The organism is Streptomyces sp. JLYT201 (genome assembly GCF_059448825.1).
In genome coordinates, this window is record NZ_CM182551.1 from 6981315 (window position 1) to 7007226 (window position 25912).

23 protein-coding genes are annotated in these 25912 nt (G+C 73.7%); 9 read left to right on the forward strand and 14 right to left on the reverse strand.

What is annotated here, in order from left to right; translation table 11 throughout:
- Window positions 1–167 precede the first annotated feature (167 nt).
- On the forward strand, window positions 168–914 hold the full coding sequence (locus AC5WAM_RS29500; protein WP_495519399.1) for a bifunctional DNA primase/polymerase: 747 nt from the start codon (window positions 168–170) through the stop codon (window positions 912–914).
- Between the two features lie 3 nt (window positions 915–917).
- Here the strand turns inward: AC5WAM_RS29500 and AC5WAM_RS29505 are convergent, their stop codons facing one another.
- The 7 genes from AC5WAM_RS29505 to AC5WAM_RS29535 form a co-directional block, all read right to left on the reverse strand.
- Window positions 918–1892, reverse strand: coding sequence for an SCO2278 family lipoprotein (locus AC5WAM_RS29505; protein ID WP_495519400.1), 975 nt, complete (start codon window positions 1890–1892; stop codon window positions 918–920).
- A gap of 75 nt (window positions 1893–1967) precedes the next feature.
- The gene (gene efeU / locus AC5WAM_RS29510; protein WP_495519401.1) at window positions 1968–2840 is read right to left on the reverse strand and encodes an iron uptake transporter permease EfeU; all 873 of its coding nucleotides are present in this window, start codon (window positions 2838–2840) and stop codon (window positions 1968–1970) included.
- 4 nt (window positions 2841–2844) lie between these two features.
- The gene (gene efeB / locus AC5WAM_RS29515) at window positions 2845–4116 is read right to left on the reverse strand and encodes an iron uptake transporter deferrochelatase/peroxidase subunit (protein WP_366796042.1); all 1272 of its coding nucleotides are present in this window, start codon (window positions 4114–4116) and stop codon (window positions 2845–2847) included.
- Between the two features lie 27 nt (window positions 4117–4143).
- Window positions 4144–5310, reverse strand: a complete 1167-nt coding sequence (efeO, locus tag AC5WAM_RS29520) for an iron uptake system protein EfeO (protein ID WP_495519402.1) — start codon at window positions 5308–5310, stop codon at window positions 4144–4146.
- 132 nt (window positions 5311–5442) lie between these two features.
- A complete protein-coding gene (locus tag AC5WAM_RS29525) occupies window positions 5443–6279 on the reverse strand; it encodes a heme ABC transporter ATP-binding protein (protein ID WP_495519403.1) in 837 nt (278 codons plus the stop codon).
- Window positions 6276–7358 carry a FecCD family ABC transporter permease gene (locus AC5WAM_RS29530; protein WP_495523672.1) on the reverse strand — a complete coding sequence of 361 codons (1083 nt, stop codon included), beginning with the start codon at window positions 7356–7358 and terminating at the stop codon, window positions 6276–6278. Before AC5WAM_RS29530 ends, AC5WAM_RS29525 begins: the two co-directional genes overlap by 4 nt.
- A gap of 5 nt (window positions 7359–7363) precedes the next feature.
- The gene (locus AC5WAM_RS29535) at window positions 7364–8350 is read right to left on the reverse strand and encodes a heme/hemin ABC transporter substrate-binding protein (protein ID WP_495519404.1); all 987 of its coding nucleotides are present in this window, start codon (window positions 8348–8350) and stop codon (window positions 7364–7366) included.
- A gap of 134 nt (window positions 8351–8484) precedes the next feature.
- Here AC5WAM_RS29535 and AC5WAM_RS29540 point away from each other — a divergent pair, with 134 nt between their 5' ends.
- From AC5WAM_RS29540 to AC5WAM_RS29550, 3 genes are all read left to right on the forward strand, one after another.
- A complete protein-coding gene (locus AC5WAM_RS29540) occupies window positions 8485–9981 on the forward strand; it encodes an HtaA domain-containing protein (RefSeq protein WP_495519405.1) in 1497 nt (498 codons plus the stop codon).
- A 72-nt stretch (window positions 9982–10053) separates the two neighbouring features.
- On the forward strand, window positions 10054–11607 hold the full coding sequence (locus AC5WAM_RS29545) for an HtaA domain-containing protein (RefSeq protein ID WP_495519406.1): 1554 nt from the start codon (window positions 10054–10056) through the stop codon (window positions 11605–11607).
- 92 nt (window positions 11608–11699) lie between these two features.
- On the forward strand, window positions 11700–12437 hold the full coding sequence (locus tag AC5WAM_RS29550) for a PhzF family phenazine biosynthesis protein (protein WP_366796036.1): 738 nt from the start codon (window positions 11700–11702) through the stop codon (window positions 12435–12437).
- Between the two features lie 107 nt (window positions 12438–12544).
- Here AC5WAM_RS29550 and AC5WAM_RS29555 read toward each other — a convergent pair whose 3' ends face one another.
- Both AC5WAM_RS29555 and map read right to left on the reverse strand, forming a co-directional pair.
- Window positions 12545–13231 carry a biliverdin-producing heme oxygenase gene (locus tag AC5WAM_RS29555; RefSeq protein WP_366796035.1) on the reverse strand — a complete coding sequence of 229 codons (687 nt, stop codon included), beginning with the start codon at window positions 13229–13231 and terminating at the stop codon, window positions 12545–12547.
- Between the two features lie 148 nt (window positions 13232–13379).
- The gene (map, locus tag AC5WAM_RS29560; RefSeq protein WP_138959401.1) at window positions 13380–14237 is read right to left on the reverse strand and encodes a type I methionyl aminopeptidase; all 858 of its coding nucleotides are present in this window, start codon (window positions 14235–14237) and stop codon (window positions 13380–13382) included.
- Between the two features lie 70 nt (window positions 14238–14307).
- Here map and AC5WAM_RS29565 point away from each other — a divergent pair, with 70 nt between their 5' ends.
- Window positions 14308–14541 (forward strand): hypothetical protein, encoded by a 234-nt coding sequence (locus tag AC5WAM_RS29565; RefSeq protein WP_366796034.1) that lies wholly within the window; start codon window positions 14308–14310, stop codon window positions 14539–14541.
- Between the two features lie 696 nt (window positions 14542–15237).
- On the opposite strand, the gene AC5WAM_RS29570 is transcribed toward AC5WAM_RS29565, so the two are convergent.
- Both AC5WAM_RS29570 and AC5WAM_RS29575 read right to left on the reverse strand, forming a co-directional pair.
- The gene (locus AC5WAM_RS29570) at window positions 15238–16500 is read right to left on the reverse strand and encodes an MFS transporter (RefSeq protein ID WP_495519407.1); all 1263 of its coding nucleotides are present in this window, start codon (window positions 16498–16500) and stop codon (window positions 15238–15240) included.
- A gap of 119 nt (window positions 16501–16619) precedes the next feature.
- Entirely contained in the window at window positions 16620–17231 is a 612-nt protein-coding gene (locus tag AC5WAM_RS29575; RefSeq protein ID WP_172386028.1) for a hypothetical protein, read from the reverse strand.
- Window positions 17232–17311: 80 nt separating this feature from the next.
- Between AC5WAM_RS29575 and AC5WAM_RS29580 the strand changes: the two genes are divergently transcribed.
- The 3 genes from AC5WAM_RS29580 (at window position 17312) to AC5WAM_RS29590 (ending at window position 19430) form a co-directional block, all read left to right on the forward strand.
- Window positions 17312–18397, forward strand: coding sequence for a sialidase family protein (locus AC5WAM_RS29580; RefSeq protein WP_495519408.1), 1086 nt, complete (start codon window positions 17312–17314; stop codon window positions 18395–18397).
- A 37-nt stretch (window positions 18398–18434) separates the two neighbouring features.
- The gene (npdG, locus tag AC5WAM_RS29585; RefSeq protein WP_366791455.1) at window positions 18435–19139 is read left to right on the forward strand and encodes an NADPH-dependent F420 reductase; all 705 of its coding nucleotides are present in this window, start codon (window positions 18435–18437) and stop codon (window positions 19137–19139) included.
- A 96-nt stretch (window positions 19140–19235) separates the two neighbouring features.
- Window positions 19236–19430: a hypothetical protein gene (locus tag AC5WAM_RS29590; RefSeq protein WP_366791454.1), complete on the forward strand. Its 195-nt coding sequence runs from the start codon at window positions 19236–19238 to the stop codon at window positions 19428–19430.
- Here the strand turns inward: AC5WAM_RS29590 and AC5WAM_RS29595 are convergent.
- Window positions 19420–20214 (reverse strand): site-2 protease family protein, encoded by a 795-nt coding sequence (locus tag AC5WAM_RS29595; protein ID WP_366791453.1) that lies wholly within the window; start codon window positions 20212–20214, stop codon window positions 19420–19422. The genes AC5WAM_RS29590 and AC5WAM_RS29595 overlap by 11 nt on opposite strands.
- A gap of 211 nt (window positions 20215–20425) precedes the next feature.
- Here AC5WAM_RS29595 and AC5WAM_RS29600 point away from each other — a divergent pair, with 211 nt between their 5' ends.
- Window positions 20426–23806 carry an AfsR/SARP family transcriptional regulator gene (locus AC5WAM_RS29600; protein WP_495519409.1) on the forward strand — a complete coding sequence of 1127 codons (3381 nt, stop codon included), beginning with the start codon at window positions 20426–20428 and terminating at the stop codon, window positions 23804–23806.
- Window positions 23807–23834: 28 nt separating this feature from the next.
- On the opposite strand, the gene AC5WAM_RS29605 is transcribed toward AC5WAM_RS29600, so the two are convergent.
- Window positions 23835–24689, reverse strand: coding sequence for an ABC transporter permease (locus tag AC5WAM_RS29605; protein WP_366791451.1), 855 nt, complete (start codon window positions 24687–24689; stop codon window positions 23835–23837).
- Window positions 24686–25723: an ATP-binding cassette domain-containing protein gene (locus AC5WAM_RS29610; RefSeq protein WP_366791450.1), complete on the reverse strand. Its 1038-nt coding sequence runs from the start codon at window positions 25721–25723 to the stop codon at window positions 24686–24688. Before AC5WAM_RS29610 ends, AC5WAM_RS29605 begins: the two co-directional genes overlap by 4 nt.
- Window positions 25724–25912 lie beyond the last annotated feature (189 nt).

Consider the following 25912-nt stretch of genomic DNA (forward strand, 5'->3'; position numbering starts at 1 on the left):
GACCACGGTAGGAGCGGAAAACACCACTTCGCCCGCAATGACGCGCTATGTCACCCCCCGCCTTGCATCACCCCAGCTACCCCGGATGTGGGCTACGGCCACCCGGGGAGCAGGATGGTGGGACCATAGGTCATGCTGTTCCGCACGACGGCGAGGTGAGGGGATAGATGGGCGCAGAGTTCGGCCGGACGTCCGGCGCGCAGAGCAGGATCTCCCAATGGCTTCGCCGACGGGCATGTGCGGGCGCGGACGGCGACGCCGAAGCCACGCGCCGTGAGGACCTGCTGCTCGCCGTCGCCGCGGCGGGGCTGCCGCTCGCGCCGGCCGCGCACCCCGCCGGATACCGCTGTTCCTGCGACCGCATCGGCTGTCCCACCCCCGCCCGGCACCCCGTCTCCTTCGCCTGGCAGACCCAGTCCACCACCGACCGCGGCCAGATCGAGCGCTGGGCCCGGCACCAGCCGCAGGCCAACTTCATCACCGCGACCGGCATGGTGCACGACGTCCTCGACGTGCCCCTCGAAGCCGGGCGGGCCGCCCTGGAGCGGCTGCTCGCCGACGGCATCGAGGTCGGGCCCGTCGCCGAGTCCGAGGGGTCGCACGGGCAGGGGCGGATGCTCTTCTTCACCGCGACGCGCGGCACGCCGGAGGACGAGGACGAGTGGTGGCCCTGCGAGCTGGACTGCCACCCGGAGACGATGGACGAGCACCCGGGGCTGCGCTGGCACTGCCGCGGGTCCTATGTCCTCGTGCCGCCCGCGCGACTGCCGGGTGACCTCGCGGTCGGCTGGGTGCGGGGGCCCGAGTTCGCTCTGCCCGACCCGTTGACCCTCCTTGAGATCCTCACCGACGAGTGCGCCCGGTACGCGGGGGAGCCCCAGGGAGACGTGGCCGCCTGGCCGCTGCGCGGCTGAGGGCTATGCGCCCTTCGCCCCCACCAGGCCCTGCATGCGGCCCAGTATCGTGATCGCGCCCTGCTTCCTGGGCGTCAGGGAGACCTGGTTCGAGACGCGCTCCAGGGTGACCGACTGCTTGGCCTCGCCCTTCATGAGGGCCTTGACGTCCGGTTCCACGCTGACCGTGAGGCCCTTGGACGCGGTCTGCTTCTCGTAGTGGTGGGTGGAGAAGAAGACGAGCGCGCCGCCGTCGCGGGTGCGCAGGCCCAGGGGGGCGAACGCGCCGGAGTTCCGGGGCTCGTCCAGGTACTGCACGGCCAGGCCGAGGCGCTTGCCGTTCCGGTCGCGGGCGGCCTTCCACTGCGTGGTGTGCGGGCCCGGGGCGAACGCGTCGCCGCCGGACCTGAGGAACGCCGTGTACCGCGCGCCGAGCCGCCGGGGCGCCGTCGCGAGACCGGCCCGGCCGGCGGCGACCGGCTCCGCGTACCCGTCCTCGTCCCGCTTCAGGTCCGGGATCCGGTCGGGACGGACCAGGTTCAGATACGTGGCCTCCCACAGCTGGTCCCCGCCGGCCCGGGTGAAGACGATCAGCCAGCGGTAGCCGTGCGGCTTGCGGTTGCTGAGCGCGTTGACCATGAAGAACCGGGGCCAGCCCGCCTTCTTCGGGACGGCGTACTCGACGTCGGTGAACCGCAGCGGCACGTGCCGGGGGTTGCCGTCCGGGTGCTGTGCGCGCCGCGCCTTCAGGCCCGCCTGGTTGATGGCGCCGAGCGGGCCGGTGACGCGGGCCGCGTCCAGGGCGGGGTCGTAGGCCCGGTCGGCCTTGTTGTAGGCGCGCAGGAATTCCTTGAGGGCGCGGGCCGCCTCGGACTCGGTCGCGGCCGGGACGACCTCCCGCTCGCCGTGCACCGTCACGCATCCGCTCGCCGTCGTCGACAGGGCGAGCACCGCTGCCGCCGAGGCACCGAACCGCCCGAGCCTGCGCACCCTGATCATGGGACCCCTTCGCTCTCCCCGCTCCCGGGCCCGAACCCTACCGGGGCCCCGCCGGGAGCGGGCGCGGGGGCGGCGTCAGGAACCGGAGGCGTCCGCCTTCGCGGCGTCGGCGGCCTGCGGGGCCCGCTCGGCGGGCTTCCGGGAACCCGCGCGGGCCGGTGCGAGGAACAGCGCGAGGACCGGCACCAGGTACAGCGACCAGATGACGACCTGGAGGACCGTCGGGTTCGGCTGGAAGTTGAACACGCCCTTCAGGAGGGTGCCGTACCAGCTGTCCGGCGGGATCGTCGTGCTGATGTCGAACGCCTTGTCCTCCAGGCCGCCGAGGAACCGCGCCTCCTGGAGGTCGTGCACGCCGTACGCGAGGACGCCCGCCGCCACCACGACGAGCATCGCGCCGGTCCAGGTGAAGAACTTGGCGAGGTTGATGCGCAGGGCCCCGCGGTAGAACAGCCAGCCGAGCGCGATGGCCGTGAGCAGGCCGAGGACCACGCCGAGCAGCGGCGCGTGCGTGCCGTCGTTCGACGCGCGGACGGACGCCCAGACGAACAGGGCGGTCTCCAGGCCCTCGCGGCCCACGGCCAGGAACGCCGTCGCGACGAGGGCGGCCGTGCCCATCCGCAGGGCCGCGTCGAGCCGTCCGTGCAGCTCCGCCCGCAGGTGCCGGGCGGTGCGCCGCATCCAGAAGACCATCCAGGTCACGAGCCCCACCGCGAGGATCGACAGGGAGCCGCCGAGGGCCTCCTGCGCCTCGAACGTCAGCTCCTGCGAGCCGAAGGTGAGGGCGCAGCCGAAGCCGAGGGACAGCGCCACGGCGACGCCGATGCCGGTCCACACCGGGGCGAGGGCGTCGCGCCGCTCGGTCTTCACCAGGTACGCGACGAGGATGCACACCACGAGGCTGGCTTCCAGGCCCTCCCGCAGGCCGATCAGATAGTTGCCGAACATCGCCTCACGCCTTCCCGGTGAACAGCGCGCGGCCCCACCAGTCGTCCTTGTCCCGCACCCCGGGCGGGATCGCGAAGACCGCCGAACCCACGTGCTGGATGTATTCGTTGAGCGCGTCCTTCGCCGCGAGCGAGCGCTGCACGGGGATGAAGCCCTCGCGCACGTCGCGCTGGTAGGCCAGGAAGAACAGGCCCGCGTCGAGGCGGCCGAGCCCGTCGGTGCCGTCGGTGAAGGAGTAGCCCCGGCGCAGGATCGTCGCGCCGCCGTTGGAGTCGGGGTGCGCGAGCCGTACGTGCGCGTCGGGCTTCATCGCCTTCAGGAACGGCTCGTCGCGCTCCTTGGCCTTGCCGACGGCGGCGCCCTCGCCCTTGTCGCGGCCGAACACGTCCTCCTGCTCGCGCAGCGAGGTGCGGTCCCAGGTCTCGACGTTCATGCGGATGCGGCGCGCGACGAGGTAGGAGCCGCCGGTCATCCACTCGGGGCCGTCCTTCTCGCCGACCCACACGTGCCGGGCGAGGCGGGCCCCGTCGGTGCCCGCGATGTTGCGGGTGCCGTCCTTGAAGCCCATGAGGTTGCGCGGCGTCTGGGCGTCGGGCGTGGTCGAGGACGTCTTGCCGAAGCCGAGCTGCGACCAGCGGATGGCGACCTTGCCGAAGCCGATGCGGGCCAGGTTGCGGATCGCGTGCACCGCGACCTGCGGGTCGTCCGCGCAGGCCTGGACGCACAGGTCGCCGTCGCTGCGGGCCCGGTCGAGGTTGTCGCCGGGGAACTTGGGCAGGTCCACGAGGGCCTTCGGGCGCCTGCCCGCGAGGCCGAACCGCTCGCCGTGCTTCTCGAACAGGGAGGGCCCGAAGCCGAGGGTGAGCGTCAGGCGCGAGGGTTTGAGGCCGAGCGCCTCGCCGGTGTCGTCCGGCGGCGCCTCGGCGAGCCCGCCGAACGCGCCCTCGCCGACGGCGTGGCCCGCGGTCATCCGGGCCGCCGCCCGCGTCCACTCCTTCAGGAGCGCCACGAACTCCTCGCGGTCCTCCGTCTTCACGTCGAACGCGGCGAAGTGCAGCCGGTCCTGGACGGGCGTCGCGATGCCCGCCTGGTGCGGGCCGTGGAAGTCGACGGCCGCGCCGGTCGAGGCCGCGGGCACCGCGTCACCGGCGCCGGACTCCTCACGGGTCACCGCGACCGCGCCGCCCGCGGCCGCCGCGCCGAGCACGAGCCCGGCGCCGCCCCAGCCGAGCAGGGAACGCCGCGACGGCGCACCGGTGCTGGTCTCTTCAGACATGGTTGAGCCTCCCCTCCCTGGGACGCGTCACTTGGAGGTGACGACGGCCGCCGCGAGCTTCGACAGCGGCTCCGCGAGCGCGTTCACGCCGTCGAGCAGCTCCTTGCGGTCCGCCTTGCCGACCTTGTCGTACGCCGTGAAGTCGGAGGAGTCCGCGGTCCCCTTGCCGGCGCGGTGCCGGTCGAGGAGCTCGTCCAGGGCCGCGAACTGCTTGTCGAGCTCCTTGGCGAGCGCCGGGTCGTTCTCCGACGCCACCGGCTTGAGCAGGGTGTAGGCCTTCTCGGCGCCGTCCACGTTGGCCTTGAAGTCGACGAGGTCGGTGTGCGAGTAGCGCTCCTCCTCGCCGGTGACCTTGCCGGTGGCGACCTCGTCGAGGAGCTCCTTGGCGCCGTTGGCCATGGACGTCGGGGTGATCACGGCCTTGCCGACGCGCTTGCGCCAGTCGGCGAGGTCCTTGTCGAGCCGCGTCGCGAGGTCCTTCTCGCGCTGCCCGATCTTCTTGTCCTGCCAGAGCGCGCGCTCCAGGCGGTGCCAGCCCGTCCAGTCCTTCGCGGGGTCCTGGTCGTCGCCGAGCCCGTCCTCGCGGACGTCGACCTTCGGGTCGATGTCACCGAACGACTCGGCGACCGGTTCGGTGCGCTCCCAGCCGATGCGGGAGGGCGCGTACGCCTTCTTCGCGGCCTCCAGGTCGCCCTTCCTGACCGCGTCCGTGAAGACCTTCACCTTGGGGAGCGTCTCGTCGGCCTGCGCCTGGACGTAGGAGCGGTATTCGGCCACCGCCTTGTCCAGGCGCGGGTCGCGCTTCGCCGTGCCGGCGCCGCCGGTGGCCTTCACGGCCTGGCGGATGCCCTTGCCCTTCATGCCGGGCTTGCAGGCGATGCGGTAGTCGCCCGCCTTCACCTCGGCGGTGAGGGTCTGCCGGGTGCCGGGGCCGATGTTCTCGCGCTCGCTGACGATGCGGTCGTCGGGGAACAGGAGGTAGACCTCGGTGACCTTGGAGCCCTTGTTCTCGACGGCCAACTTCACGTGCCCGGCGGGGAATTCCTTCTTCGACACCTCGCACTTGTCGTCGCTCGCGGTCACCTTGACGGTACCGTCGCCGCCCTTGCCGTCGCTCTTCTCGGTGCAGCCGGTGAGGGCGGCGAGGGCCGCCGCCGCGGTGGCGGCGGCGAGGGGGAGGCGGGCGCGGTGCATGAAGGCTCCAGACGGAAAGAAAGTGAGGGGAGCCTAACTTAACCGAGCCTTACTTCGGGCATGACCAGGAATGGGCAAAGGACGGGTCAAGCGATGTCCTGAAATCGATGGTGATCGTTGGCGCGGTCACTGTCAGTTCCCCTCTCGCACCGGCGTGACCAGCGGCTTTCCGGTCCGAGGATGGGGAAACACCTCGATCGGCTGGCGATACACACCGGACAGCAGCCCCGCGTCGAACACGTCACACGGGGCGCCGTCCGCGGCCACGGCCCCGCCGTGCAGCACCACCGCCCGGTCCGCGTACGCCGCCGCGAGCCCCAGGTCGTGCAGCACGACGACCACCGCGTCCCCGGCGGCGGCGCGCTCCCGGCAGATCCTGAGGACCAGCTCCTGGTGGCGCAGGTCGAGCGCGGCGGTCGGCTCGTCGAGCAGCAGCAGCGGCGCCCGCTGCGCGAGCACGCGGGCGAGCGCGACCCGGGCCCGCTCGCCGCCGCTGAGCGCGGAGAACGGCCGCGCCGCGAACCCGGCGACCTCCGTGGCGGCCATCGCCTCGCGCACCACCGCCTCGTCGTCGTCCTCCAGGCGGGTCCCGGCCCAGGGCGCGCGCCCCATCCGGACGACGTCCTCGACGGCGAAGGGGAAGGACAGCACCGCCGACTGCGGCAGCACGGCCCGGTGCAGGGCCAGTTCGCGCGGGGGCCAGTCCCCGGCCGCCCGGCCGCGGATCAGCACGGTGCCGGAGGCGACCGGCAGGTCGGCGGCGAGCGCGGCCAGGAGGGTGGACTTCCCCGCGCCGTTGGGGCCGACGAGGGCGAGCACCTCGCCCGCCCGGGCCGGCACCGACACGCCCCTGAGGACCTCGCGGCCGCCGAGCGCGAGCCGCGCGTCCACGGCCTCGGCGAGGACGTCGCCGGGTGCCACGGGCCCGGGCAGCGCGCGCCCGCGCCCGCCGAAGAGCCGCCCGATCATGCCCAACCCCCTTGCTTGCGACGGGTCCTGCGCAGCAGCCAGAAGAAGAACGGGCTGCCGAAGAGCGCGGTGAGGACGCCGAGCGGCAGCTCGGCGGGGGCCGCCACCGTACGGGCGGCGAGGTCGGCGCCGACGAGCACCACGGCCCCGCCGAGCGCGCTGCCCGGCACCAGGAAGCGGTGCCCCGGCCCCGCCGCCATCCGCAGCAGATGCGGCACGAGCAGCCCCACGAACGTGATGACCCCGGCCACCGCCACGGCCGCCGCGGTGAGCAGCGCCACCACGAGCACCAGGACGATCCGCAGCCGCTCCACGTCCACGCCCAGGTGCCGCGCGGGCCGCTCCCCGAGCGCGAGCAGGTCGAGCCTGCGGGCGTACAGGGGAGCGACGAGCAGCCCCGCCGCCGCGCACGGCAGCACGGCGAGCACCTTCGGCCAGGTGGCCTGGGCGAGCGAGCCGAGCTGCCAGAACGTGATCTGCGAGACCTGGGCGTTGTCGGCGAAGAAGATGAACAGGCCGATCAGCGCGCCCGCGAAGGCGTTCACGGCGATGCCGGTGAGGATCAGCGTCACCACTTCGCTGCGGCCGCCCTCGCGCGACAGGGCGTACACGAGCAGCACGGTGGTCAGACCGGCGGCGAACGCGCACACCGTGACGGTCCAGTTGCCGAGGAAGCTCAGGCCGAGCGCGATCGAGGCGACCGCGCCCGCGGCCGCGCCGGCGGAGATCCCGATGACGCCCGGCTCGGCCAGCGGATTGCCGAACACGCCCTGCATCAGCGCGCCCGCGCAGCCCAGCGAGGCGCCCACGAGGAGTGCGAGCGCCACGCGCGGAAGGCGCACCTTCCACAGCACGCTCTCCGGCACCCGCTCGAGGGCGTGCCCGCCGAGCCCCGCGCGGTGCTGGACGGAGGCGAGGACGTCGCCGAGCGGGATGTCGTACGCGCCGAGCCCCGCGGACAGCAGGCACAGCACGGCGAGCACGGCGGCCAGGGCGGCGGTGAGCAGCGCGGGCGTCCCGCGCCGCCCGCGCCGGGCGGTGGCGGTCTCCCGCGCGGGGGCCGCCGCGGACTTGGTCAGGAGACTCACTCGGCGTCCCCGTACAGCTGGTCCACGAGGGAGGCGAGCACCCGGTCCGTGCGCGGGCCGTAGTTGAGGAGCACCCCGTCCTCGACGGAGACGACGCGGCGGTCCATGCCCGCCGGGGTCTCGGCCACGCCCGGGATCTTCACCAGGCCGTCGACGCCGCCGACCGAGTCGAGCCCCTTGGACATCACCAGGATCGCGTCGGGCGCCGCCTTCGCGAGGGCCTCGCTGGTGATCGCCGTGAAGTCCTTCTTCAGGCCCGACTCCTTGCCCGCGTCGACGGCGCCCGCCGCTTCGAGCAGCGACGGGGCGCCCGAGTCGCGGCCGCCGAGCAGATACACGGAGGCCGAGCCGCGCAGATAGAGGAAGGCCACGCGCGGCTTCTTCGCCCCGGCGGGCACGGACCGGCGTACCTTGTCGAGCCGTTGTTCCGTACGGGAGGTGAGGGCCGCGCCCGCCTTCGGCACGCCGAGGGCCTTCGCGACCGCCTCGATGCGCGGGCCGACGTCGTCCAGGCCCTTGGCCGGGTCGAGGACGACGAGCGGGACGCCCGCGTCCCGGATCTGGTCGACGGCCTCCGCGGGGCCCGTCGTGCTCTCGGCGAGGACCACCGTGGGCTTCAGGGAGAGCACGCTCTCCGCCGACACGTCGTGGGCCCGCGTCACCACGGGCAGCTTCTCGGCCTGCTCGAAGGTCGCGGTGATGTCCCGGCCCACGACGTGTCCGCCGAGGCCCAGAGTGAAGACGATCTCGTTGAGGCCGCCGCTGAGCGGCACGATCCGGCTGGTGTCCTCGACCGTGACCTTCTTGCCGTCGGCGGACGCGACGGTCGCCGGGAGCGTCTGCTCCGGTGTGCCCTTGAGCGGTTCGATGCGGTCGGCACGGGCGGTCCTCGCCTCGGCGTTCCCGCCTCCTGAGCCGCCGTCACCCGGGGATCCGCAGCCGCTGAGGGCGAGGGCGAGCACGGCCGCCAAGGTGCCGGCCATCCGGAGTGAGCGCGACTTACGCACCGAAGTCCACCGTCCTGTCGTGTGGTTCCCTGATGACGAGATCTTAGATTAGGTTAGCCTTACCTAACGATCTAGGGCTCGCTCGTCATCGTTCCACTTGGAGGTGCCCCTTGCCGTCAAGACCGTCGCGCCCGCGCCGCGGCCACGGCGCCCGTGCCGTCGTCGTGGCCGTTCTCGCCGGACTCGTCACCGCTCTGCTCCCGGCGGCCGCCGCCCACGCCGAGGAGCGCACGGTGCGCGGCGGCAGGCTCGACTGGGGCCTCAAGTCCTCCTTCCAGAGCTATGTCACCGGGCCCATCGCACACGGCAGTTGGAACCTCACGGGCGGTGCCGCCACCGTCGGCGGCAGCCAGTTCCGCTTCCACTCCGCCAAGGGGTCCTACGACCCGGCGAGCGGCGCCTTCAGCGCCGGGTTCTCGGGCGGGGTGCACTTCACCGGCCACAAGAAGGGCTCCTCGTACCAGCTCGACCTGGCGATCGGCCGCCCCACCGTGAAGGTCTCCGGCGGCTCCGGCACGCTCTACGCCGACGTCGTCAGCAAGGCCAAGGGCTCCGGGAAGGTCACCTCGGCCACGCAGGTGCCGTTCGCCTCGCTGAACCTGTCCGGGATCGACATGAAGGGCGGCTCGGGACCGATCGCCCTCACCCACATCCCCGCCACGCTCACCGCGCAGGGCGCGAAGGCCTTCGCCGGGTACTACACGGCGGGCACGCGGCTCGACCCGCTGAGCCTCTCGGCGGACCTCACCGCGGCCACCGGCGGCAAGCCGTCGAAGAAGCCGAAGACGTCGGACGAGTCCCCGAAGAAGTCCACGGACGAGTCCCCGAAGAAGTCCGGCGGGAAGGCCGGGGCCGCCGGGCGCATCGAGGACGCCGCCGTCGACTGGGGCGTGCGCCGCACCTTCCGCGAGTACGTCTCCGGATCCATCGCCCAGGGCAAGTGGTCCCTGTCCGCCGGGGCCCAGGACGGCGGCGCGCTGTTCCGCTTCCCGCGCGGCGAGGGCTCGTACGACAGGAAGAAGCGCACCCTCGCCGCGGACTTCACCGGTGCCGTCCGCTTCACCGGCAAGCACGGGCTCGACATCGGTCTGAGCCGGGTCGCGGTCGGCGTCGAGGACGGCAAGGGCACGCTCTACGCCGACGTCGACAGCGGGGACTTCACCAAGAAGAAGGCGCCGCTCGTCACCTTCACCGGCGCGGGCCTCGCCGACCTCGAGCCGAAGGACGGCCTCATCGCCGTCACCGAGGCGCCCGCGAAGCTCACCGCCGACGGGGCCAAGGCGTTCGGCTCCCTGTACAAGGCGGGCACCGCGATGGACCCCGTCTCGCTGGCCGTCGCCGTCGACCAGAAGGCGGAGCTGCCCGCGCTGCCCGACCTCGGCTCGGCCGCGGAACCCAAGGCCGCGAAGGCCCCGGACGCCGGGCCCAAGAAGGAGAAGGCCGCCGCGTCCGCCGCCGACACGTCGGACTCGTCCGCCGCCCTGCCGATCACCGTCGGCGCCGTCGCCGCCCTGCTCGTCGCGGCAGCGGTCGCCTTCGGCGTCGTCCGCAAGCGGCGCGGGGCCCGCGCGACCGGCACCGCCGACGACTCCACCGGCACCCCCTGAACCACCCCGTCCCCACCCCCGCTCCCTCTCCTTCCCTCCCTACTCCCTCCCTCCACTCCAAGGAGCACACCCATGGCTGCCCCCCGCCGCCTCATAGTCCGCGCGGCCGCCGTCGCGACGGCCGTCACGCTCGGCGCGAGCGCGCTCACCCTGCCGGCGTTCGCCGCCGACGAGCCCGTCGCGGAGCCCGCCGCGGGCTCCCCGCAGGCGCCGCCCGCGTACAGCATCGTGGACGGCACCCTGAACTGGGGCTTCAAGCAGAGCTTCCGCAGCTACGTGGTCGGCATGGCGCAGGGAAAGATCACCACCAGCGGCGGCGCCCAGCAGGCCCCGCGCAACGGCGTGTTCACCTTCGGCGGCGCCAAAGGCACGTACGGCGTGGGCAACCACGCCCTGAAGACCTCCTTCAAGGGCGGCGTCCGCTTCGCCTCCACGGCGCACCGCTTCGACATCGCCATCGCCGACGTGAAGGTGCGCACCAAGGGCAGGACCGGCGCCATCCAGGCCGACGTCACCCTCAACGGCGCCAAGCAGAACGACATCGACCTCGCCACCCTCGACCTCAACGGCATCCGGCCGGGACACGGCCAGGGCGGCACGGTGACGTTCAAGGACGTCCCGGCGAAACTGACCGCCAAGGGCGCGAAGGCCTTCAACGGCATGTACCGCAAGGGCGAGGTGCTCGACCCCGCCACCCTCACGGTGAAGCCCGGCGCGCCCGTCCCCGGACCGGGCCCCGACCCGAAGCCGACCCCGTCGACCCCCACGAAGCCGAAGCCGACCCCTTCCACCCCGACGAAGCCCAAGCCCAAGCCGACCCCGACCGCCGCCAAGCCGAAGAAGGTCGTCGGCGGCAAGATGTCGTGGGGCATGAAGGAGAGCTTCCGCCGCTACATCGCCGGCGGCGGCAAGATCACGACGGCCGGCGGCGCCAAGAAGAAGTCCGACGGCTTCGACTTCCCGCACGCCAAGGCAGAGTGGAACGCGAGCGCCAGGACGGTGGACGCCTCCTTCGGCGGCAGCGTGCGGTTCCGGTACTCGGGACACGGCATCGACATGACGTTCAGTGACCTCAGGGTCAAGGCGAGCGGCACGAAGGGCACGCTGTACGCCGACGTGAAGGCGCAGGGCCGCTCCCGTGACGACGTGAAGTTCGCGACGCTCGACCTGTCCCGCGTCTCGTACGCCGCGAAGAACGACGTGGTGCTCCTCAGCAAGGTCCCCGCGAAGTTCACGGCCGCGGGCGCACGGCAGTTCGCCAACGACACGGTGGGCTCCCCCTACAAGGCGGGCGACCCGATCGACCCGGTGACCGTCGCGCTCACCCTGTCCGACCGGGCGAGCATCCCGCCCGCCGCCGCGGACTCCTCCGGCGCGTCCGGCCCGTCGGGCTCGGTGGGGTCCTCCGGCTCCGGCGGCGCGTCCGGCACGGGCGGCGGCGTCGTGCCCGCCGGGTCCGTGGGCGGCGGCGGTTCCGTCGGCGACGACACCGGGGCCCTCGCGGAGACCGGCTCCGACACGCCCTCGGGCGCGCTGCTCGGGATCGCGGGCGCGGTGGTCGCGGCCGGCGCGGGCGCCGTGTACGCGGCGCGGCGGCACCACCCCGGCCACGGCGCGCGGGCGTGAGGCCACCGGCCTGACCCGGGCCGGGGTGTGACGACCCCAACTCCTGCTCCGGCGCCGCACGTCCGTGCGGCGCCGGATGCTTGAATGCCCGAATGACCGAAGAACAGCGGCCGGGCGCACCCGGCGCGGCGGACCGGACCGGCGTGCCCGTCGGGACCGACGTGCACGCCGGAGTCGACGTCCTGCGGGTCTTCTGCGGCCCCGACGGCCGGTACGGCAACGAGCTCGGGGTCGTCAGGAACGGCGGCCGCGTTCCCACGCGCGAGGCGCGGCAGGAGCTGGCCGGGAAACTCGGCTTCAGCGAGACGGTGTTCGTCGACGATCCCGAGCGCGGGCACATCGACATCTACACGCCCACCACGCGGCTGCCCTTCGCCGGATACCCCTGCCTCGGCGCGGCCTGGCTGCTCGACGTGCCCGAGCTCGTCACCGAGGCCGGGGTCGTCGAGGCGCGGCAGGACGGGGAGTTCACCTGGATCGCGGCGCGGGCGCAGTGGGCGCCGCCGCGGACGCTGCGCGCGTACGGTTCGGCGGCCGAGGTGGAGGCGCTCGCGGTGCCGCCCGCCGGGGAGTGGATCTACGCCTGGGCGTGGGAGGACGAGGCCGCGGGGCGGGTGCGGGCGCGGGGCTTCCCCGGGCGCAACGACGGCATCCGCGAGGACGAGGCCACCGGGGCGGCGGCCCTCCTGCTCACGCACCAGCTGGGCCGGGCCCTCAACATCACGCAGGGGCGCGGCTCCCAGCTCATCACGGCCCCGGGGCCCGACGACCTCATCGAGGTGGGCGGCCGCGTGGCCCTGCCGTCGCACGCCACCTGGCCGTCGGCCTGAACGGGGCCGGGTCACCCGGACCTCGCGCTGCCGGAGCATCAAGCCCGTCCGGCGTTTGAGGACGAGCGCGCAGCGCGAAAATGCGGTGGCCCGGCCCGGTCAGAGGGCTACGCCGCGTGCGGGAACTCGGTGGCGAGGTCCTGGAACAGGGCCGTGTTCAGGGCGAACGCCCGCTTGCACTCGTCGACGATCCGGTGCCGCTCCAGCTCGTCGGGCACGGTGGCCTCGATCCCGTCGAGCAGCTCGCGGTAGTCCCGCTTGAACGCGGCGGGGTTGGAGATCCCCTCGAAGACGTAGAACCGGACCCCGTCGCCCTTGCGGGCGAACCCCCAGGCCTTCTCGGCCCGGCCCCGGATGATCTGTCCGCCGGAGAGGTCCCCGAGGTAGCGGGTGTAGTGGTGGGCGACGTATCCGCCGGGCCAGGTCCGCGCGCACTCCTCGACCCGGGCCGCGTACGCGGCCGTCGCGGGCAGCGCGCTGACCCGCTCGCGCCATCCCGGGCCCCGCAGATGGGCGAGGTCCCGCTCCAGCTCGGCGACGCGCAGCAGCTCGGGCCGTACGAACGGCCCCGCTACGGGGTCCTCGCGCAGGGCCTCGGCACCGTCCTCCAGGGCGCGGTAGACGAACCACAGCTGTTCCGTGTAGCGCGCGTACGCGTCCACGCCCAGGCGGCCGCCGAGCAGGTCGCTCATGAACGTCGACGTCTCCGCCTCCGTGTGCTGTTCGTGGGACGCGGTGCGGATGAGCGTCGAGAACGACAGCGGGGCGGTGGGCTGAGGGATCGCCGAGTCCATGCGGGACCTCCGGGTGCCGAGAGGGGCGGGAAACCAGTGTGACCAGCATCGATCATGCAAGTTAGGCTTACCTAAGTCAACTGGTTCCCGACACCCTGTCGGTAAATTCCCGACGCTCTGTCGGTAAAACGTTACGCACCCGTTCGATTCACGGCAGGGTGAGGATCTCCGTCCCGCTGTCCGTCACCACGAGCGTGTGCTCGAACTGCGCGGTGCGCTTGCGGTCCTTGGTCACGACCGTCCAGCCGTCGTCCCACATGTCGTACTCGTGCGTCCCCAGCGTCAGCATCGGCTCGATCGTGAACGTCATGCCGGGCTGGATGACCGTGGTCGCGTGCGGGCTGTCGTAGTGCGGGACGATCAGGCCGGAGTGGAACGACGTGTTGATGCCGTGGCCGGTGAAGTCCCGGACCACGCCGTAGCCGAAGCGCTTGGCGTACGACTCGATGACGCGGCCGATGATGTTGATCTGACGGCCGGGCTTGACGGCCTTGATGGCGCGGTGCAGGGCCTCACGGGTGCGCTCGACGAGGAGCCTCGACTCCTCGTCCACGTCACCCACCAGGTACGTCGCGTTGTTGTCGCCGTGCACGCCGCCGATGTACGCGGTGACGTCGAGGTTCACGATGTCGCCGTCGCGCAGGACGGTGGAGTCCGGGATGCCGTGGCAGATGACCTCGTTGACCGAGGCGCACAGCGACTTCGGGAAGCCGCGGTAGCCGAGCGTCGAGGGGTAGGCGCCGTGGTCGCACATGTACGCGTGCGCGATGCGGTCGAGCTCGTCGGTGGTCACGCCGGGAGCGATGGCCTTCGCGGCCTCCTCCATCGCGCGGGCGGCGATGCGGCCCGCCGTGCGCATCAGCTCGACGGTCTCCGGGGTCTGCACCTCCGGCCCGGTGTACGGCGTCGGGGCGGGCTTGCCGACGTACTCCGGGCGCCTGATGTTCCCGGGCACGGAACGGGTGGGAGAGAGCTCCCCTGGTACGAGCAGTGACTGGCCAGACATGCCAGCGAGTCTAACGAGCCCGGATGGGGCAGCATGGCGGGAGAGAACGGGGGAGACGGGAGCTGTGGCCATGGCGCTGTTCAAGAAGCGGACCGCCGGGAAACCGGGCGAGTGGTACTACTGCCTGGAGCACAAGAAGGTCGAGGAGGGACCGGACTGCCCCGGCAAGGACCGGTTCGGGCCCTATGCCTCCCGGGAGGAGGCCACCCACGCGATGGAGACGGCGGCGGAGCGGAACCTGGACTGGGACACGGACCCTCGCTGGCACGATGCCCCCGGGGACCCGGACCGCCCCAACCCCTGACCCCACCGGGGCCCCGCCCCCGCTACCGCGGCGGTTTCTCCCGCCCGCCCACTCGGCTCTCCCCTGCTGCGCGGGGCCCGGCCCCGCCGCTTCGCGCTGCCGCCGGGCGGGCGCCACCGCCGCTACCGCGGCGGATTATCCCCGCCCGCCCACCCGTGGCGCCTCGGCCTTGCCCCACCGGGCCCCGACGCGTCGCGCTCACCGCCCGGTGGGTGGTTTCCGCCGCTACCGCGGCGGGATCTCCCGCCCGCCCACCCGGGTCTCCTCGGCGTTGCCGGGTCCGGCCCCGACGCGGAGCGCTCGCGGCTGGGTGGGTGGTGCCCCAGGGGCTCCCGCCCCGGGTGGGGGCGGGCGGGTGGGCCCGCCCCGGCCGCGCGCAGCGCGACACCACGGGCCGACCGCCGCCCCCCCGCTGTGGGCAATCGTCCCGCAGGGCGGGACGGGTGGGCACAGCCCCCAGCTACCGAGCAACCGCTGAAGCAAGGGCCAGACCCCGGCGCGGACGGGCGGGTGGGCGGGAGACGACCCCGGCAGCGCGCAGCCCGGCTTCCCGCCGCGGGCCATCGACACAGCCACAGCTACCGGGCAACCGCTCCTCCAAGTCCGGCTGCGGCAGGGGCGGGCAGGCACGGCCCCAGCTGCCGAGCACCCGTTGCGGCAAGGGCCGCAGCAAGGCCCGGCCCCGTACCGTCCGGGCTAAGCGGCAGCGACCCGGCGGCGGGTGGCGTCCTCGTCCGTGGCCGAGTCGTAGGAGAGCAGCGAAGGCAGCACCGCGCACAGCGCGCCCACCGCGCCCACGCAGACGAGCCCGCCGGACCAGATGGCCGACCGCGTGCCCGTCCACCCGGCCGCCGCCCCGGCCCGCACCTGCCCGAGCTGCGGCCCGACGCTGTAGGAGAGGACCTCGATCCCGGCGAGCCGCCCGCGCAGCTCGTCGGGGATGGTCTGGTTCCAGATGGTGCTGCGGCCCAGACCGCTGAGCATGTCGCCCGCCCCGGCGAGCGCGAGGGCGACCAGGACGAGCCACACGTTCGACAGGAGCCCCGCCGCCGTGATGGCGAGCCCCCACCCGGCCGCCCCGCACACCACGAGCACCCCGTGCCGCCGCACCCGCGACGTCCACCCGCTGGTGAGGCTGAGGAGCAGCGACCCGACGGCCCCGGCGGCGTACATCAGGCCGAGCGACCACCTCGCGTCCAGGTCGTCCGCGAGGAACGGGAAGATCGTGTTGGGGAAGGCGAAGACCATGGCCGCCCCGTCGATGGCGTAGGTGCCGAGGAGCACGGGCCGCGACCACGCGTACCGCGCCCCCTCCGCGAGCCCCCGCAGCGACGGCTTCCGCGCGCCGTGCGCGGCGGGCGCGGGCGAGAGCCGGGTGCACAGCGCCACGGAGACGGCGAAACCGACGACCGTGACGGCGTACGCGCTGGCGTGCCCGGCGTAGGCGACGACGACACCGGCGAGGGCGGGCCCGGCGATGGCGCCGACGTTCCAGCGCAGCGAGTTGAGCGCTGCGGCGGCCGTGAGCTGGTCGTGCGGCACGATCCTGGCGAGGAGCGAGTCGAGCGCGGGGCGCTGGAGCCCGGCGAGCCCGGAGACCCCGGCCGCCACCAGGTACAGGGGCCACAGGAGCGGCTGCGGCAGCAGCGCGTTGACGAGCAGGACGAGGGCGAGCACGCCGAGCGCGGCCTCCGTCAGGAGGATCACCTTGCGCCGGTCCACCGCGTCGGCGAGCGCCCCGCCGTACAGGCCGCAGACGATCAGCGGGACCAGCTCGACCGCGCCCATCGCCCCGACCGCGAGCGGCGAGTCGGTGAGGTCCTTGATCTGGAGCGGCAGGGCGATCAGCGCCATGAAGCTGCCGAAGTAGGTGACCAGGCCCTGGACCCACAGGAGCCGGAAGTCCCGGCTGGAGCGCCAGGGGGAGAGGTCGGGCAGTATCGCGGCGATTCGTTTCACAAGGGGACATGGTCAGCGGGACGGCGACGCCCCGCAAACGATTTCTCAACCGACCGGAGACCCTGACTCCGCCCGCAGACCCGCACCACGCCCGCGGTCCCCGCCCCTCGGCCCCGCCCTCACCACCGCGTCGGCGGCGGAGCCGTCAGCTGGTCCGCCAGCCGGGAGAGGCGGTCGCGCACGCGGCGGCGCCCCCGGGGCGCGGGCAGGCTGTTCTCGCCCGTCGCCGCGCTCACCAGGTGCTGGACCGTGTCCAGGTCGAGGTCCCCGGCGCGCGGCACGGTGAGCGCCTCGTGGGCGAGCGCCCCGAGTTCGTCACCCGCGCCCGTGTCCGGGCCGAGCGCGAAGACCGTCGCGCCCGCGCGCCGCGCGTCGTGGACGCGGGACAGCAGCCCCGGCGCGGGCGTGCCGGGCGCGACCACGAGCAGCGTCTCGCCGCGCCGCGCGGCCTCGACGCGGCCGAGCCCCACCGACAGGTGCGCGGGCGCCCCCGCCCGCGGCCGGTGACGCACGAGCGTGGGCGTCAGCTCGGGCGTGCCGGACCAGGCGGCCTCGTCGGTGAGGTGCGCGGCCAGATGCCACGGCTCGTACTCGTGCGTGCCCACCAGGAGCAGGCCCCCGCCGTGCGGCACCACACCGGCGCGCAGCGCCCCGGCGAAGCGGCGCGTGGCGTCCGGCCATTCGGTGCCGTTCAGAACTTCGCGCAGCAGCGCGACCCGTACCGCGTCCATGGAGGCGCATACTGCCTCAACAAGTCATTCGTACAGCCGCAGTTCACTCCGAATTCCCCCGAGGAGGGGAAGGGGCGGGGATGGCAGTGGAGACAGTTGAGGCGTCCGTCCCGTTCCGGGCGGGCCGCGAAGGGTACGCCAGCTTCCGCATCCCGGCGGTCGTCGTCACGCACGACGGCTCCGTCCTCGCCTTCTGCGAGGGCCGCGTCGGATCGCAGGAGGACTTCGGGAACATCGACATCGTGCTGAAACGGTCCACCGACGGCGGCCGCACCTGGGGCCCGCTCCAGGTCGTCGGCGCCAACGGCACGGACCTCGCGGGCAACCCGGCGCCCGTCGTCCTCGACACCGGACGGATCCTGCTCGTCCAGGTCAGGAACGCGGCCGCGGCCTCCGAGGACGCCATCCGGCGCGGCCAGGTGGCCGCGGCGGACGGCCGCAGGGTCTGGGTGCAGCACAGCGACGACGAGGGCCTGACCTGGTCGGTGCCCCGGGAGATCACCCAGCAGGTGAAGCAGGCCGACTGGCGCTGGTACGCGACCACGCCGGGCCACGCGATCCAGCTCGGCGGCGGCCGGATCGTCGTCCCCGCCAACCACTCGCTGCCGCCCACCGGCACGGACAACGGCACCGAGGGCAAGTACAACGGCGGCCACTGCCTGCTGAGCGACGACCTCGGCCAGACCTGGCGCATCGGCTACGTCGACGACAACACCAACGGCTACATCAACGTCAACGAGACCACCGCCGCGGAACTCCCCGACGGCCGCGTCTACTTCAACACCCGCAACGACTCGCCGGCCCCCGGCAACCGCGCCGACGCCCACTCCCGCGACGGCGGCGCGAGCCTCGTCAAGCCGTTCCGGCCGCAGTCCTGTCTGACCGGGCCCGTCGTCGAGTGCAGCGTGCTCCAGCTGCGCGACCCCGACGTGCTGCTCTTCTCCGGACCCGCCGACCCCGGCTTCCGCGCCCGGATGAGCATCCACAGGAGCGACGACGACGGCACCACCTGGCAGCCCGTGCACACCGTCGACGGGCTGCCCGCCGCGTACTCCGACCTCGTGCGCCTCGACGAGGACGCCGTCGGACTCCTCTACGAGACCGGGGACTTCGGCGCGTACGAGACGATCACCTTCCGCAGGGTGCCGCTCGACCGGCTCACCTGACCGCGGTCGCCGCGGACGCGGACGTAGGGTTCTGACCATGACTTCCACGGAAAGTGTGCAGAAGGCGCCCGCCAAGGACCCCTGGGACCTGCCCGACGTGTCCGGGCTCGTCGTCGGGGTCCTCGGCGGCACCGGTGACCAGGGGCGCGGCCTCGCCTACCGGCTCGCCCGCGCCGGGCAGAAGGTGATCATCGGCTCCCGCGCGGCCGAGCGCGCCGAGGCCGCGGCCGCCGAGCTCGGCCTCGGCGTCGAGGGCGCGGACAACGCCGACTGCGCCCGGCGCAGCGACATCGTGATCGTCGCCGTGCCCTGGGACGGCCACGCCAAGACCCTCGAAGCCCTGCGCGAGCCGCTCGCGGGCAAGCTCGTGATCGACTGCGTGAACCCGCTCGGCTTCGACAAGAAGGGCGCGTACGCCCTCAAGCCCGAGGAGGGCAGCGCCGCCGAGCAGGCCGCCGCGCTGCTCCCCGACTCGCGGGTGACGGCCGCCTTCCACCACCTGTCGGCCGTGCTGCTCCAGGACGCCTCGATCGAGGAGATCGACACCGACGTGATGGTGCTCGGCGAGAGCCGCGCCGACACGGACCTGGTGCAGGCGCTCGCCGCCCGCATCCCCGGCATGCGGGGCGTCTTCGCCGGACGCCTGCGCAACGCCCACCAGGTGGAGTCCCTCGTCGCCAACCTGATCTCCGTCAACCGGCGCTACAAGGCGCACGCGGGGCTCCGGGTCACCGACATCTAGGCCCGTGCCCGGGCGTGCGGGGCATGGGGGACACTGGTGCGGTACGTCCGTCCGGAATGCCGCATCCGTCGTGCTGTGATCAGGGAGCCGAACCCCATGCCCCGCCTAGCGCTCTACACCCTCGTCGTCTGTGTCCTGGCCGTCGCCGCCGCCGTGGTCTCCTTCGTCCAGGGCAGCCTCCTCGGCATCGTGTGGGTGTTGCTCGCGGGCCTGTCGTCCAACATGACCTGGTACTACGTCCGCCGCGCCAAGCTGGAGCGGGCGGCGCGCGAGGCCGCCGCTAGCCGCTGATCGCGGGGATGTCCGGGGTGCCCTGCCAGAAGCGGTAGAGCCGCTGGCCCCAGTAGGTGTCCCACTCCTCCACGCCGAGGCCGCGCAGGACGGCGTCCACCGCGTCGAAGAAGGCGTCGTTGACCTCCGGGATCCACAGGATGCCGAACACCGCGAGCAGACCGAACGGCGCGAAGGGCTCCACCTGGCGGCGGACCGAGTACGACAGCCACGGCTCGATGACGCCGTAGCCGTCCAGGCCCGGGATCGGCAGGAAGTTCAGGATCGCCGCCGTCACCTGGAGCAGCGCGAGGAACGCCAGGGCGTAGCGGAACGTGTCCGGGACGCCGTCGAGCGCGTCCAGCCAGAACGGGGCCGTGCACACGATCGCGAACAGCACGTTCGTCAGCGGGCCCGCCGCCGAGATCAGGCTGTGCCGCCAGCGGCCCCGGATCCGCCCGCGCTCGATGAACACGGCGCCGCCGGGCAGACCGATGCCGCCCATGATCACGAAGAGCACGGGCAGCACGATGCTGAGCAGCGCATGCGTGTACTTCAGCGGGTTCAGGGTCAGATAGCCCTTCGCCCCGACGGAGATGTCGCCGCCGTGCAGGGCGGTGCGCGCGTGCGCGTACTCGTGCAGGCACAGCGACACCACCCAGGCCGCCGTCACGAACAGGAAGACGGCGAAGCCGGGGTTGTCCGCGAAGCCGGTCCAGGCCGCCCAGCCGCTCACCGCGGTGACGGCCGCGATGCCGAGGAAGACGGGGCTGACCCGGCGGTCGCCGTGGGAGTGGCCGGTCATGGTGCGGGGCTCCTGAGGTTCGTGCGGTCGCCGTACGCCCGGAGCGGGCGGGCGGCAGGCCTGCGGCCTGCGCGGCGTGCCCGACCGTACAGCAGGAGTACGTGAACGTCCGGCGACGGCGGGGTGGTTCCACGAGGCGGCGGCGCGGGCCCCGTGGCGCCCGGGCGGAGCCTGGACCCGGGCCCGGAGCGCGAACGGCGACAATGGGGGCGTGCGATATCGCGTTCTAGGCATCACCCGGGCCCTGCGCCCCGACGGCACCCTCGCCGCCGTCGGTGGTGCCCGACTGCGTGCCCTGCTCGCGGCGCTCGCGCTGCGGCCGGGGCGGACCGTCCCGGTGGCCGTCCTGGTCGACGAGGTGTGGGGCGGCGAGCCCCCGGCCGACGCCGCCGGCGCGCTACAAGCCCTGGTGGGCCGGCTGCGCCGGGCGCTCGGCGCCCAGGCCGTCGCCTCGGTGGACGGCGGCTACCGACTGCGGGCGGCGCCGGACGACGTGGACGCGCACCGCTTCGAGCGCCTCGTCGGCGAGGGCACGCGCGCCCTCGCCGACGGTGACCCGGCCAAGGCCGCCGTCGTCCTCGACGACGCGCTCGCGCTCTGGCACGGGGACGCCTTCGCCGATCTGCCGGACCACGCCGCGCACGCGTCCCGCTGGGCGGCCCGGCGCCTGGAGGCCCGGCGCGCCCGCCTCGCGGCGGCCGTCGCCCTCGGCCGGGCCGAGGACGCCCTGCCCGAGATCACCGCCCTGTGCGACACGCATCCGCTGGACGAGCCGCTCCAGGCGCTGCGCCTGCGCGCCCTGCGCGCGGCGGGCCGCGCCGCGGAGGCCCTCGCCGCCTACGGCGACGTCCGCCGCCTCCTCGCGGACCGCCTCGGCACCGACCCGGGGCCCGAACTGCGCGCCCTGCACGAGGAGTTGCTGCGCCCCGGCGCGGCCGCGGACCGGGCCGGACCCACCGCCCCGCGGGAGGGCGCGGTCCAGGAGCCGACGGCCGCCGCGGGGGCGGCCGCAGCGGCCGCCCCCGGCAACCTCCGCGTCCGGCTGACCTCCTTCGTCGGCCGTGCGGGCGACATCGACGCCATCCGGGACGACCTGCGGCGGGCCCGGCTCGTCACCCTGGTCGGCCCCGGCGGGGCCGGGAAGACCCGGCTCTCCCAGGAGGCCGCCGAGGGGATCGAGGCCCCGGACGGGGTGTGGCTCGCCGAACTCGCGCCCCTGGACGACCCGGAGGGCGTGCCGGAGGCCGTGCTCACCGCGCTCGGCGCCCGCGAGACCGTGCTGCGCGGCGCGGGCGCGGAGGAGCTGCGCGCGGCGGCGGAGCGGCTCGGCGACGACCCGGTCCTCAGGCTCACCGAGTACTGCGCGCCGCGCCGCATGCTGCTCATCCTCGACAACTGCGAGCACGTCATCGACGGCGCCGCCCACCTCGCGGAGCGGCTCCTCGCGGCCTGCCCGGGGCTGACCGTCCTCGCCACCAGCCGCGAACCCCTCGGCGTCCCCGGCGAGGCCCTGCGCCCCGTCGGCCCGCTGCCGGAGCCGTTCGCCCTGCGGCTGCTCGCCGACCGGGGGCAGGCGGCGCGCCCGGGCTTCCGGGTGACGGACGACCCGGAGGCCGCCGCCGAGATCTGCGCGCGGCTCGACGGGCTCCCGCTGGCCATCGAGCTGGCGGCGGCCCGCCTGCGGATGCTCACGCCGCGTCAGATAGCCGACCGCCTCGACGACCGCTTCCGGCTCCTGACGAACGGCGCCCGCACGGTCCTGCCGCGCCAGCAGACCCTGCGCGCCGTCGTCGACTGGTCCTGGGACCTGCTCGACGGCTCCGAGCGGGCCGTCCTGCGCCGCCTCGCGGTCTGCGCGGGCGGCTGCGACCTCGCCGCGGCGGAGGCGGTGTGCGCCGCTCCCGGGGCCGCGTCCGGGGCCGCCGCCGGGGCCGCCTCCGGGGCCGCGGACGTCGAGGTCGACCCGCGCGACGTGCCCGACCTGCTCGGCTCCCTCGTCGACAAGTCCCTGGTGGTGGCCGCCCCTTCGGCCGCGGGCGGCGGCATGCGCTACCGCCTGCTTGAGACCGTCTACGAGTACGCCGTCGAGCGGCTCGACGAGTCGGGGGAGCGGGCCGCCACCGAGCGCGCGCACCTCACCTACTTCCGGGAGCTGGCCCGCCGCACCGACCCCGAGCTGCGCGGCCACGGCCAGCGCGCGGCCGTCGCGGTCCTGGAGAACGAGTACGAGAACCTGCGCACCGCGCTGCGCCGCGCCGTGGCCGCCCGCGACGAGCACGAGGCGCTGTGCCTGGTGCACGCCCTGTCGTGGTTCTGGCTGATGCGGGACCTGCGCACCGAGGTCAGACACTGGTCCCGCGAGGTGATGGCGCTCGGGCCCGACCCGTTCGCGGAGCCGGTCGCGCCGGTGGAGCCGCTGCACGAGCGCTGCACGGACGCCCCGCCGCCGATGCGGCCCGAGGTCCTCCAGGAGGCCCGGCGCGGGGTGCACCTGGTGCACATGTCCTGCATGGACATGGACCCGGACGCCTGGCAGACCCCCCGGGCCGAGGCGAAGCTGCGCGCCATCCGCGAGGCCTACCGGCCGGGCCTGCCGCAGACCTGCCGGAACCCCGGGAGCCTGTGGTTCTACGCCGTCCTGCTGAGCGGCGACGTCCACCGGGTCCGGGAGATCGTGGACCGGACCGTCGCCGCCTGCCGCGACTTCGGCTACACCTGGGAGCTGGCCGGGGCCCTCCAGTGGCGCGCCAACGTCCTGGCCAACCGCGTCGACTGGGCGGGCGACGCCTGGCAGGACGCCGACGAGGCCCTGGAGATCTTCACCCGGCTCGGCGACACCTGGGGCATGGCCGAGGCGCTGTCCTCGCGCGCGGAGGCCCATGAGCGGCGCGGCGCCTTCCGGCGCGCCGCCGAGGACTTCGCGGCCGCCATCGCCCACGCCGAGGCGCTCGGCGCCAAGACCCAGGTGTCCCTCCTGACGGCCCGGCTCGGCGCGGTCTTCGTCGAACTGGGCGAGACCGAGCGCGGCGAGCGGCTGCTGCGGCGCGTCGTGGACGACAGCGTGGGCCGTCTCGACGGGGCGCTGCCCGCCGCCCGCATCTTCCTCATCGGGCTGCTCGGCATGCGCGGCCACGTCCGCGAGGCCCGCGACCAGCTGATGCTGCTGCGCAAGGAGTTCAAGGCCGTCGGCTTCGCCGTCTTCGACGGCACGGTGCTCGCCGTCAGCGCCTGGCTCGACACCATCGAGGGCCACTACGAGGGCGTGCTCGCGGGCGCCCGCGCGACCCTGGAGAAGGCCGCCGACCCGCTCTCGCAGATCGTGGCCCCGCAGCTGCTCGCCGTCCATCTGGGGACCGTGGCCCACGCGTTCGCCCGCACCGAACCGGGCCGGGCCGCCGTCGCGGCGCGCCTGCTTGCGGTGGCCGACGCACAGCTGCCGCCCGGCCACGTGCGGACCGTCTTCGAGCGGGAGGTGCGCACGGCCGCCGAGCGCGCGGTCCGGGCGCCCCTCGGCGACGCGGCCTACGCCGCCGCGTACGCCGAGGGCTCCGGCCTCACCTGGGAGGAGGCCGTCGCGGCAGCGGGCCTGTGACGCCCCGGCCGGGCCGGCGCCGCCGACGTCACGTCTTCGTACGGAACTTGTGGATCGCGATCGGCGCCATGATCGCGGTCAGGGCCACCGACCAGATCAGCGTCACCCAGATGTCGTGGGCCACCGGCAGGCCGCCGTTCATCAGGCCGCGCGCGGCGTCCGCGAGGGACGACAGCGGGTTGTAGTCCGTGAACGCCTGGAGCCAGCCGGGCATGGAGTCGGTCGGCGCGAAGATCGACGAGCCGAACTGCAGCGGCAGCAGCACCAGGAATCCCATTCCCTGAATGGCCTGGGCGCTCTTCATCACGACGCCCATGGTGAGGAAGATCCACATCAGGCCTGTTCCGAAGACCATGGCGAGGCCGACGGCCGCGAACAGGCCGGGGACGCTCTCCACCGAGAAGCCGATGCACAGGGCGACGACGAACAGGATCCCGGTGGCGACGAGCATGCGCATGAGCTCGACCACGATCTTGGCGATCATCACCGAGGAGCGCCCGATCGGCAGCGACCGGAAGCGGTCCATCACACCGGTCTGGAAGTCCTGGTTGAAGCCGGTGCCCACACCCATGGCCATGTTCATCCCCATCATGGCCATCAGGCCGGGGATGACGTACTGGATGTACTCCTCGCGGCCGCCCCCGAGCGCCTGGCCGACGGAGCCGCCGAAGACGTACACGAACAGGAGCGTGAAGACGATCGGCATCAGGACGGCGTCGAACATCGACTCCACGTCCTGCTTGATCCACAGCAGATTGCGGCGCACCAGGGCGCCGGTGTGCCGCGCGAACGCGCGCGGGCCGATGCGGGTGTCCGCCTGTCCGGTGAGCGGGACGGTCTCGCTCGGGGGCCCGGGCGGCGCCTTGACTGCGGTCGCGCTCATGCGGCGACCTCCTCGTACTCGGTGGTCGCGGCGTCGTCCGTGAGGCCGGCCTTGTGGCCGGTCAGGGACAGGAACACCTCGTCCAGGCTGGGCAGTTCGGTGGCGATGTCGGCGAGCGTGATGCCGCGCGCGCTGAGCACGCCGACGACCGCCGTGAGCTGTTCGTCGCTGAGGATCGGCACGAGGACCGTGCCGTCCTCGGTGTCCACGGTCGTGGTGGCCAGGCCGGTCAGGCCCGCCTCGTCGAGCGCGAGGGCCGTGGGGCGCAGCTGCGCCGGGTCGGTCGGGCGGATCCGCAGGGTGCGGCCGCCGACCTTCGCCTTCAGCTCGCCGATGCTGCCGCCCGCGACGACCCGGCCGCGGTCGATGACCGTGAGCTCGCTGGCGAGCTGCTCGGCCTCCTCCATGTACTGGGTGGTCAGCAGGACGGTGACGCCGTCCTCGCGGACCATGCGCCGGACCTCGTCCCAGACCTCGTTGCGCGTGCGCGGGTCGAGGCCTGTGGTGGGCTCGTCCAGATACAGCACGGCCGGGCTGCCGATCATCGACGCCGCGAGGTCGAGGCGGCGGCGCATGCCGCCGGAGTACGTCCGCACCGGGCGCTTGGCGGCCTCCGTGAGGGAGAAGCGCTCCAGGAGGGCGTGGGCCCGCGTGCGGGCCTCCTTGCGGGGCAGATCGAGCAGCCGCCCGATCATGTACAGGTTGTCGTAGCCCGAGAGCTTCTCGTCCACCGACGCGTACTGGCCGGTGAGGCCGATGACGCGGCGCAGCTGGCGCGGCTGGCGCAGCACGTCGTAGCCCGCGACGACGGCGCTGCCTGCGTCGGGGGTGATCAGGGTGGAGAGGCAGCGGACGAGCGTGGTCTTGCCGGCGCCGTTCGGCCCCAGGACGCCGAGGACCGTGCCCTCGCGGACGTCCAGGTCGACGCCGTCCAGCGCCTTGGTCTCGCCGTAGTGCTTGACCAGCCCCCGTACCGAGACGGCACTCGCTCCGCCGCTCGCTCCCCGTTGGGGGGTGTTCTCGATGCGTGTCATGCCCTCCATGAGAGCAGCCGCCACCGACAACGCGCCGACAGATTTCCTACAGGCGGACGACAGCGGCACCGACAGACGCCGATGGATCCCTGCAGACCCCGACAGATCGGCTCTGCCGGGGGCCGGCAGCCCGCCGACGGGGGACGGTCGGCGGGCTGCCTTCAGTGCCGCAGTGGCTGGAAGGGAACG

Excerpts from the sequence above, each read along its gene's own strand:
- AC5WAM_RS29500 (WP_495519399.1), top strand. The coding sequence starts at position 168 with ATGGGCGCAGAGTTCGGCCGGACGTCCGGCGCGCAGAGCAGGATCTCC.
- AC5WAM_RS29505 (WP_495519400.1), bottom strand. The coding sequence starts at position 1,892 with ATGATCAGGGTGCGCAGGCTCGGGCGGTTCGGTGCCTCGGCGGCAGCG.
- efeU (WP_495519401.1), bottom strand. The coding sequence starts at position 2,840 with ATGTTCGGCAACTATCTGATCGGCCTGCGGGAGGGCCTGGAAGCCAGC.
- efeB (WP_366796042.1), bottom strand. The coding sequence starts at position 4,116 with ATGTCTGAAGAGACCAGCACCGGTGCGCCGTCGCGGCGTTCCCTGCTC.
- efeO (WP_495519402.1), bottom strand. The coding sequence starts at position 5,310 with ATGCACCGCGCCCGCCTCCCCCTCGCCGCCGCCACCGCGGCGGCGGCC.
- AC5WAM_RS29525 (WP_495519403.1), bottom strand. The coding sequence starts at position 6,279 with ATGATCGGGCGGCTCTTCGGCGGGCGCGGGCGCGCGCTGCCCGGGCCC.
- AC5WAM_RS29535 (WP_495519404.1), bottom strand. The coding sequence starts at position 8,350 with ATGGCCGGCACCTTGGCGGCCGTGCTCGCCCTCGCCCTCAGCGGCTGC.
- AC5WAM_RS29545 (WP_495519406.1), top strand. The coding sequence starts at position 10,054 with ATGGCTGCCCCCCGCCGCCTCATAGTCCGCGCGGCCGCCGTCGCGACG.
- AC5WAM_RS29550 (WP_366796036.1), top strand. The coding sequence starts at position 11,700 with ATGACCGAAGAACAGCGGCCGGGCGCACCCGGCGCGGCGGACCGGACC.
- AC5WAM_RS29555 (WP_366796035.1), bottom strand. The coding sequence starts at position 13,231 with ATGGACTCGGCGATCCCTCAGCCCACCGCCCCGCTGTCGTTCTCGACG.
- map (WP_138959401.1), bottom strand. The coding sequence starts at position 14,237 with ATGTCTGGCCAGTCACTGCTCGTACCAGGGGAGCTCTCTCCCACCCGT.
- AC5WAM_RS29565 (WP_366796034.1), top strand. The coding sequence starts at position 14,308 with ATGGCGCTGTTCAAGAAGCGGACCGCCGGGAAACCGGGCGAGTGGTAC.
- AC5WAM_RS29575 (WP_172386028.1), bottom strand. The coding sequence starts at position 17,231 with ATGGACGCGGTACGGGTCGCGCTGCTGCGCGAAGTTCTGAACGGCACC.
- AC5WAM_RS29580 (WP_495519408.1), top strand. The coding sequence starts at position 17,312 with ATGGCAGTGGAGACAGTTGAGGCGTCCGTCCCGTTCCGGGCGGGCCGC.
- npdG (WP_366791455.1), top strand. The coding sequence starts at position 18,435 with ATGACTTCCACGGAAAGTGTGCAGAAGGCGCCCGCCAAGGACCCCTGG.
- AC5WAM_RS29590 (WP_366791454.1), top strand. The coding sequence starts at position 19,236 with ATGCCCCGCCTAGCGCTCTACACCCTCGTCGTCTGTGTCCTGGCCGTC.
- AC5WAM_RS29595 (WP_366791453.1), bottom strand. The coding sequence starts at position 20,214 with ATGACCGGCCACTCCCACGGCGACCGCCGGGTCAGCCCCGTCTTCCTC.
- AC5WAM_RS29605 (WP_366791451.1), bottom strand. The coding sequence starts at position 24,689 with ATGAGCGCGACCGCAGTCAAGGCGCCGCCCGGGCCCCCGAGCGAGACC.
- AC5WAM_RS29610 (WP_366791450.1), bottom strand. The coding sequence starts at position 25,723 with ATGACACGCATCGAGAACACCCCCCAACGGGGAGCGAGCGGCGGAGCG.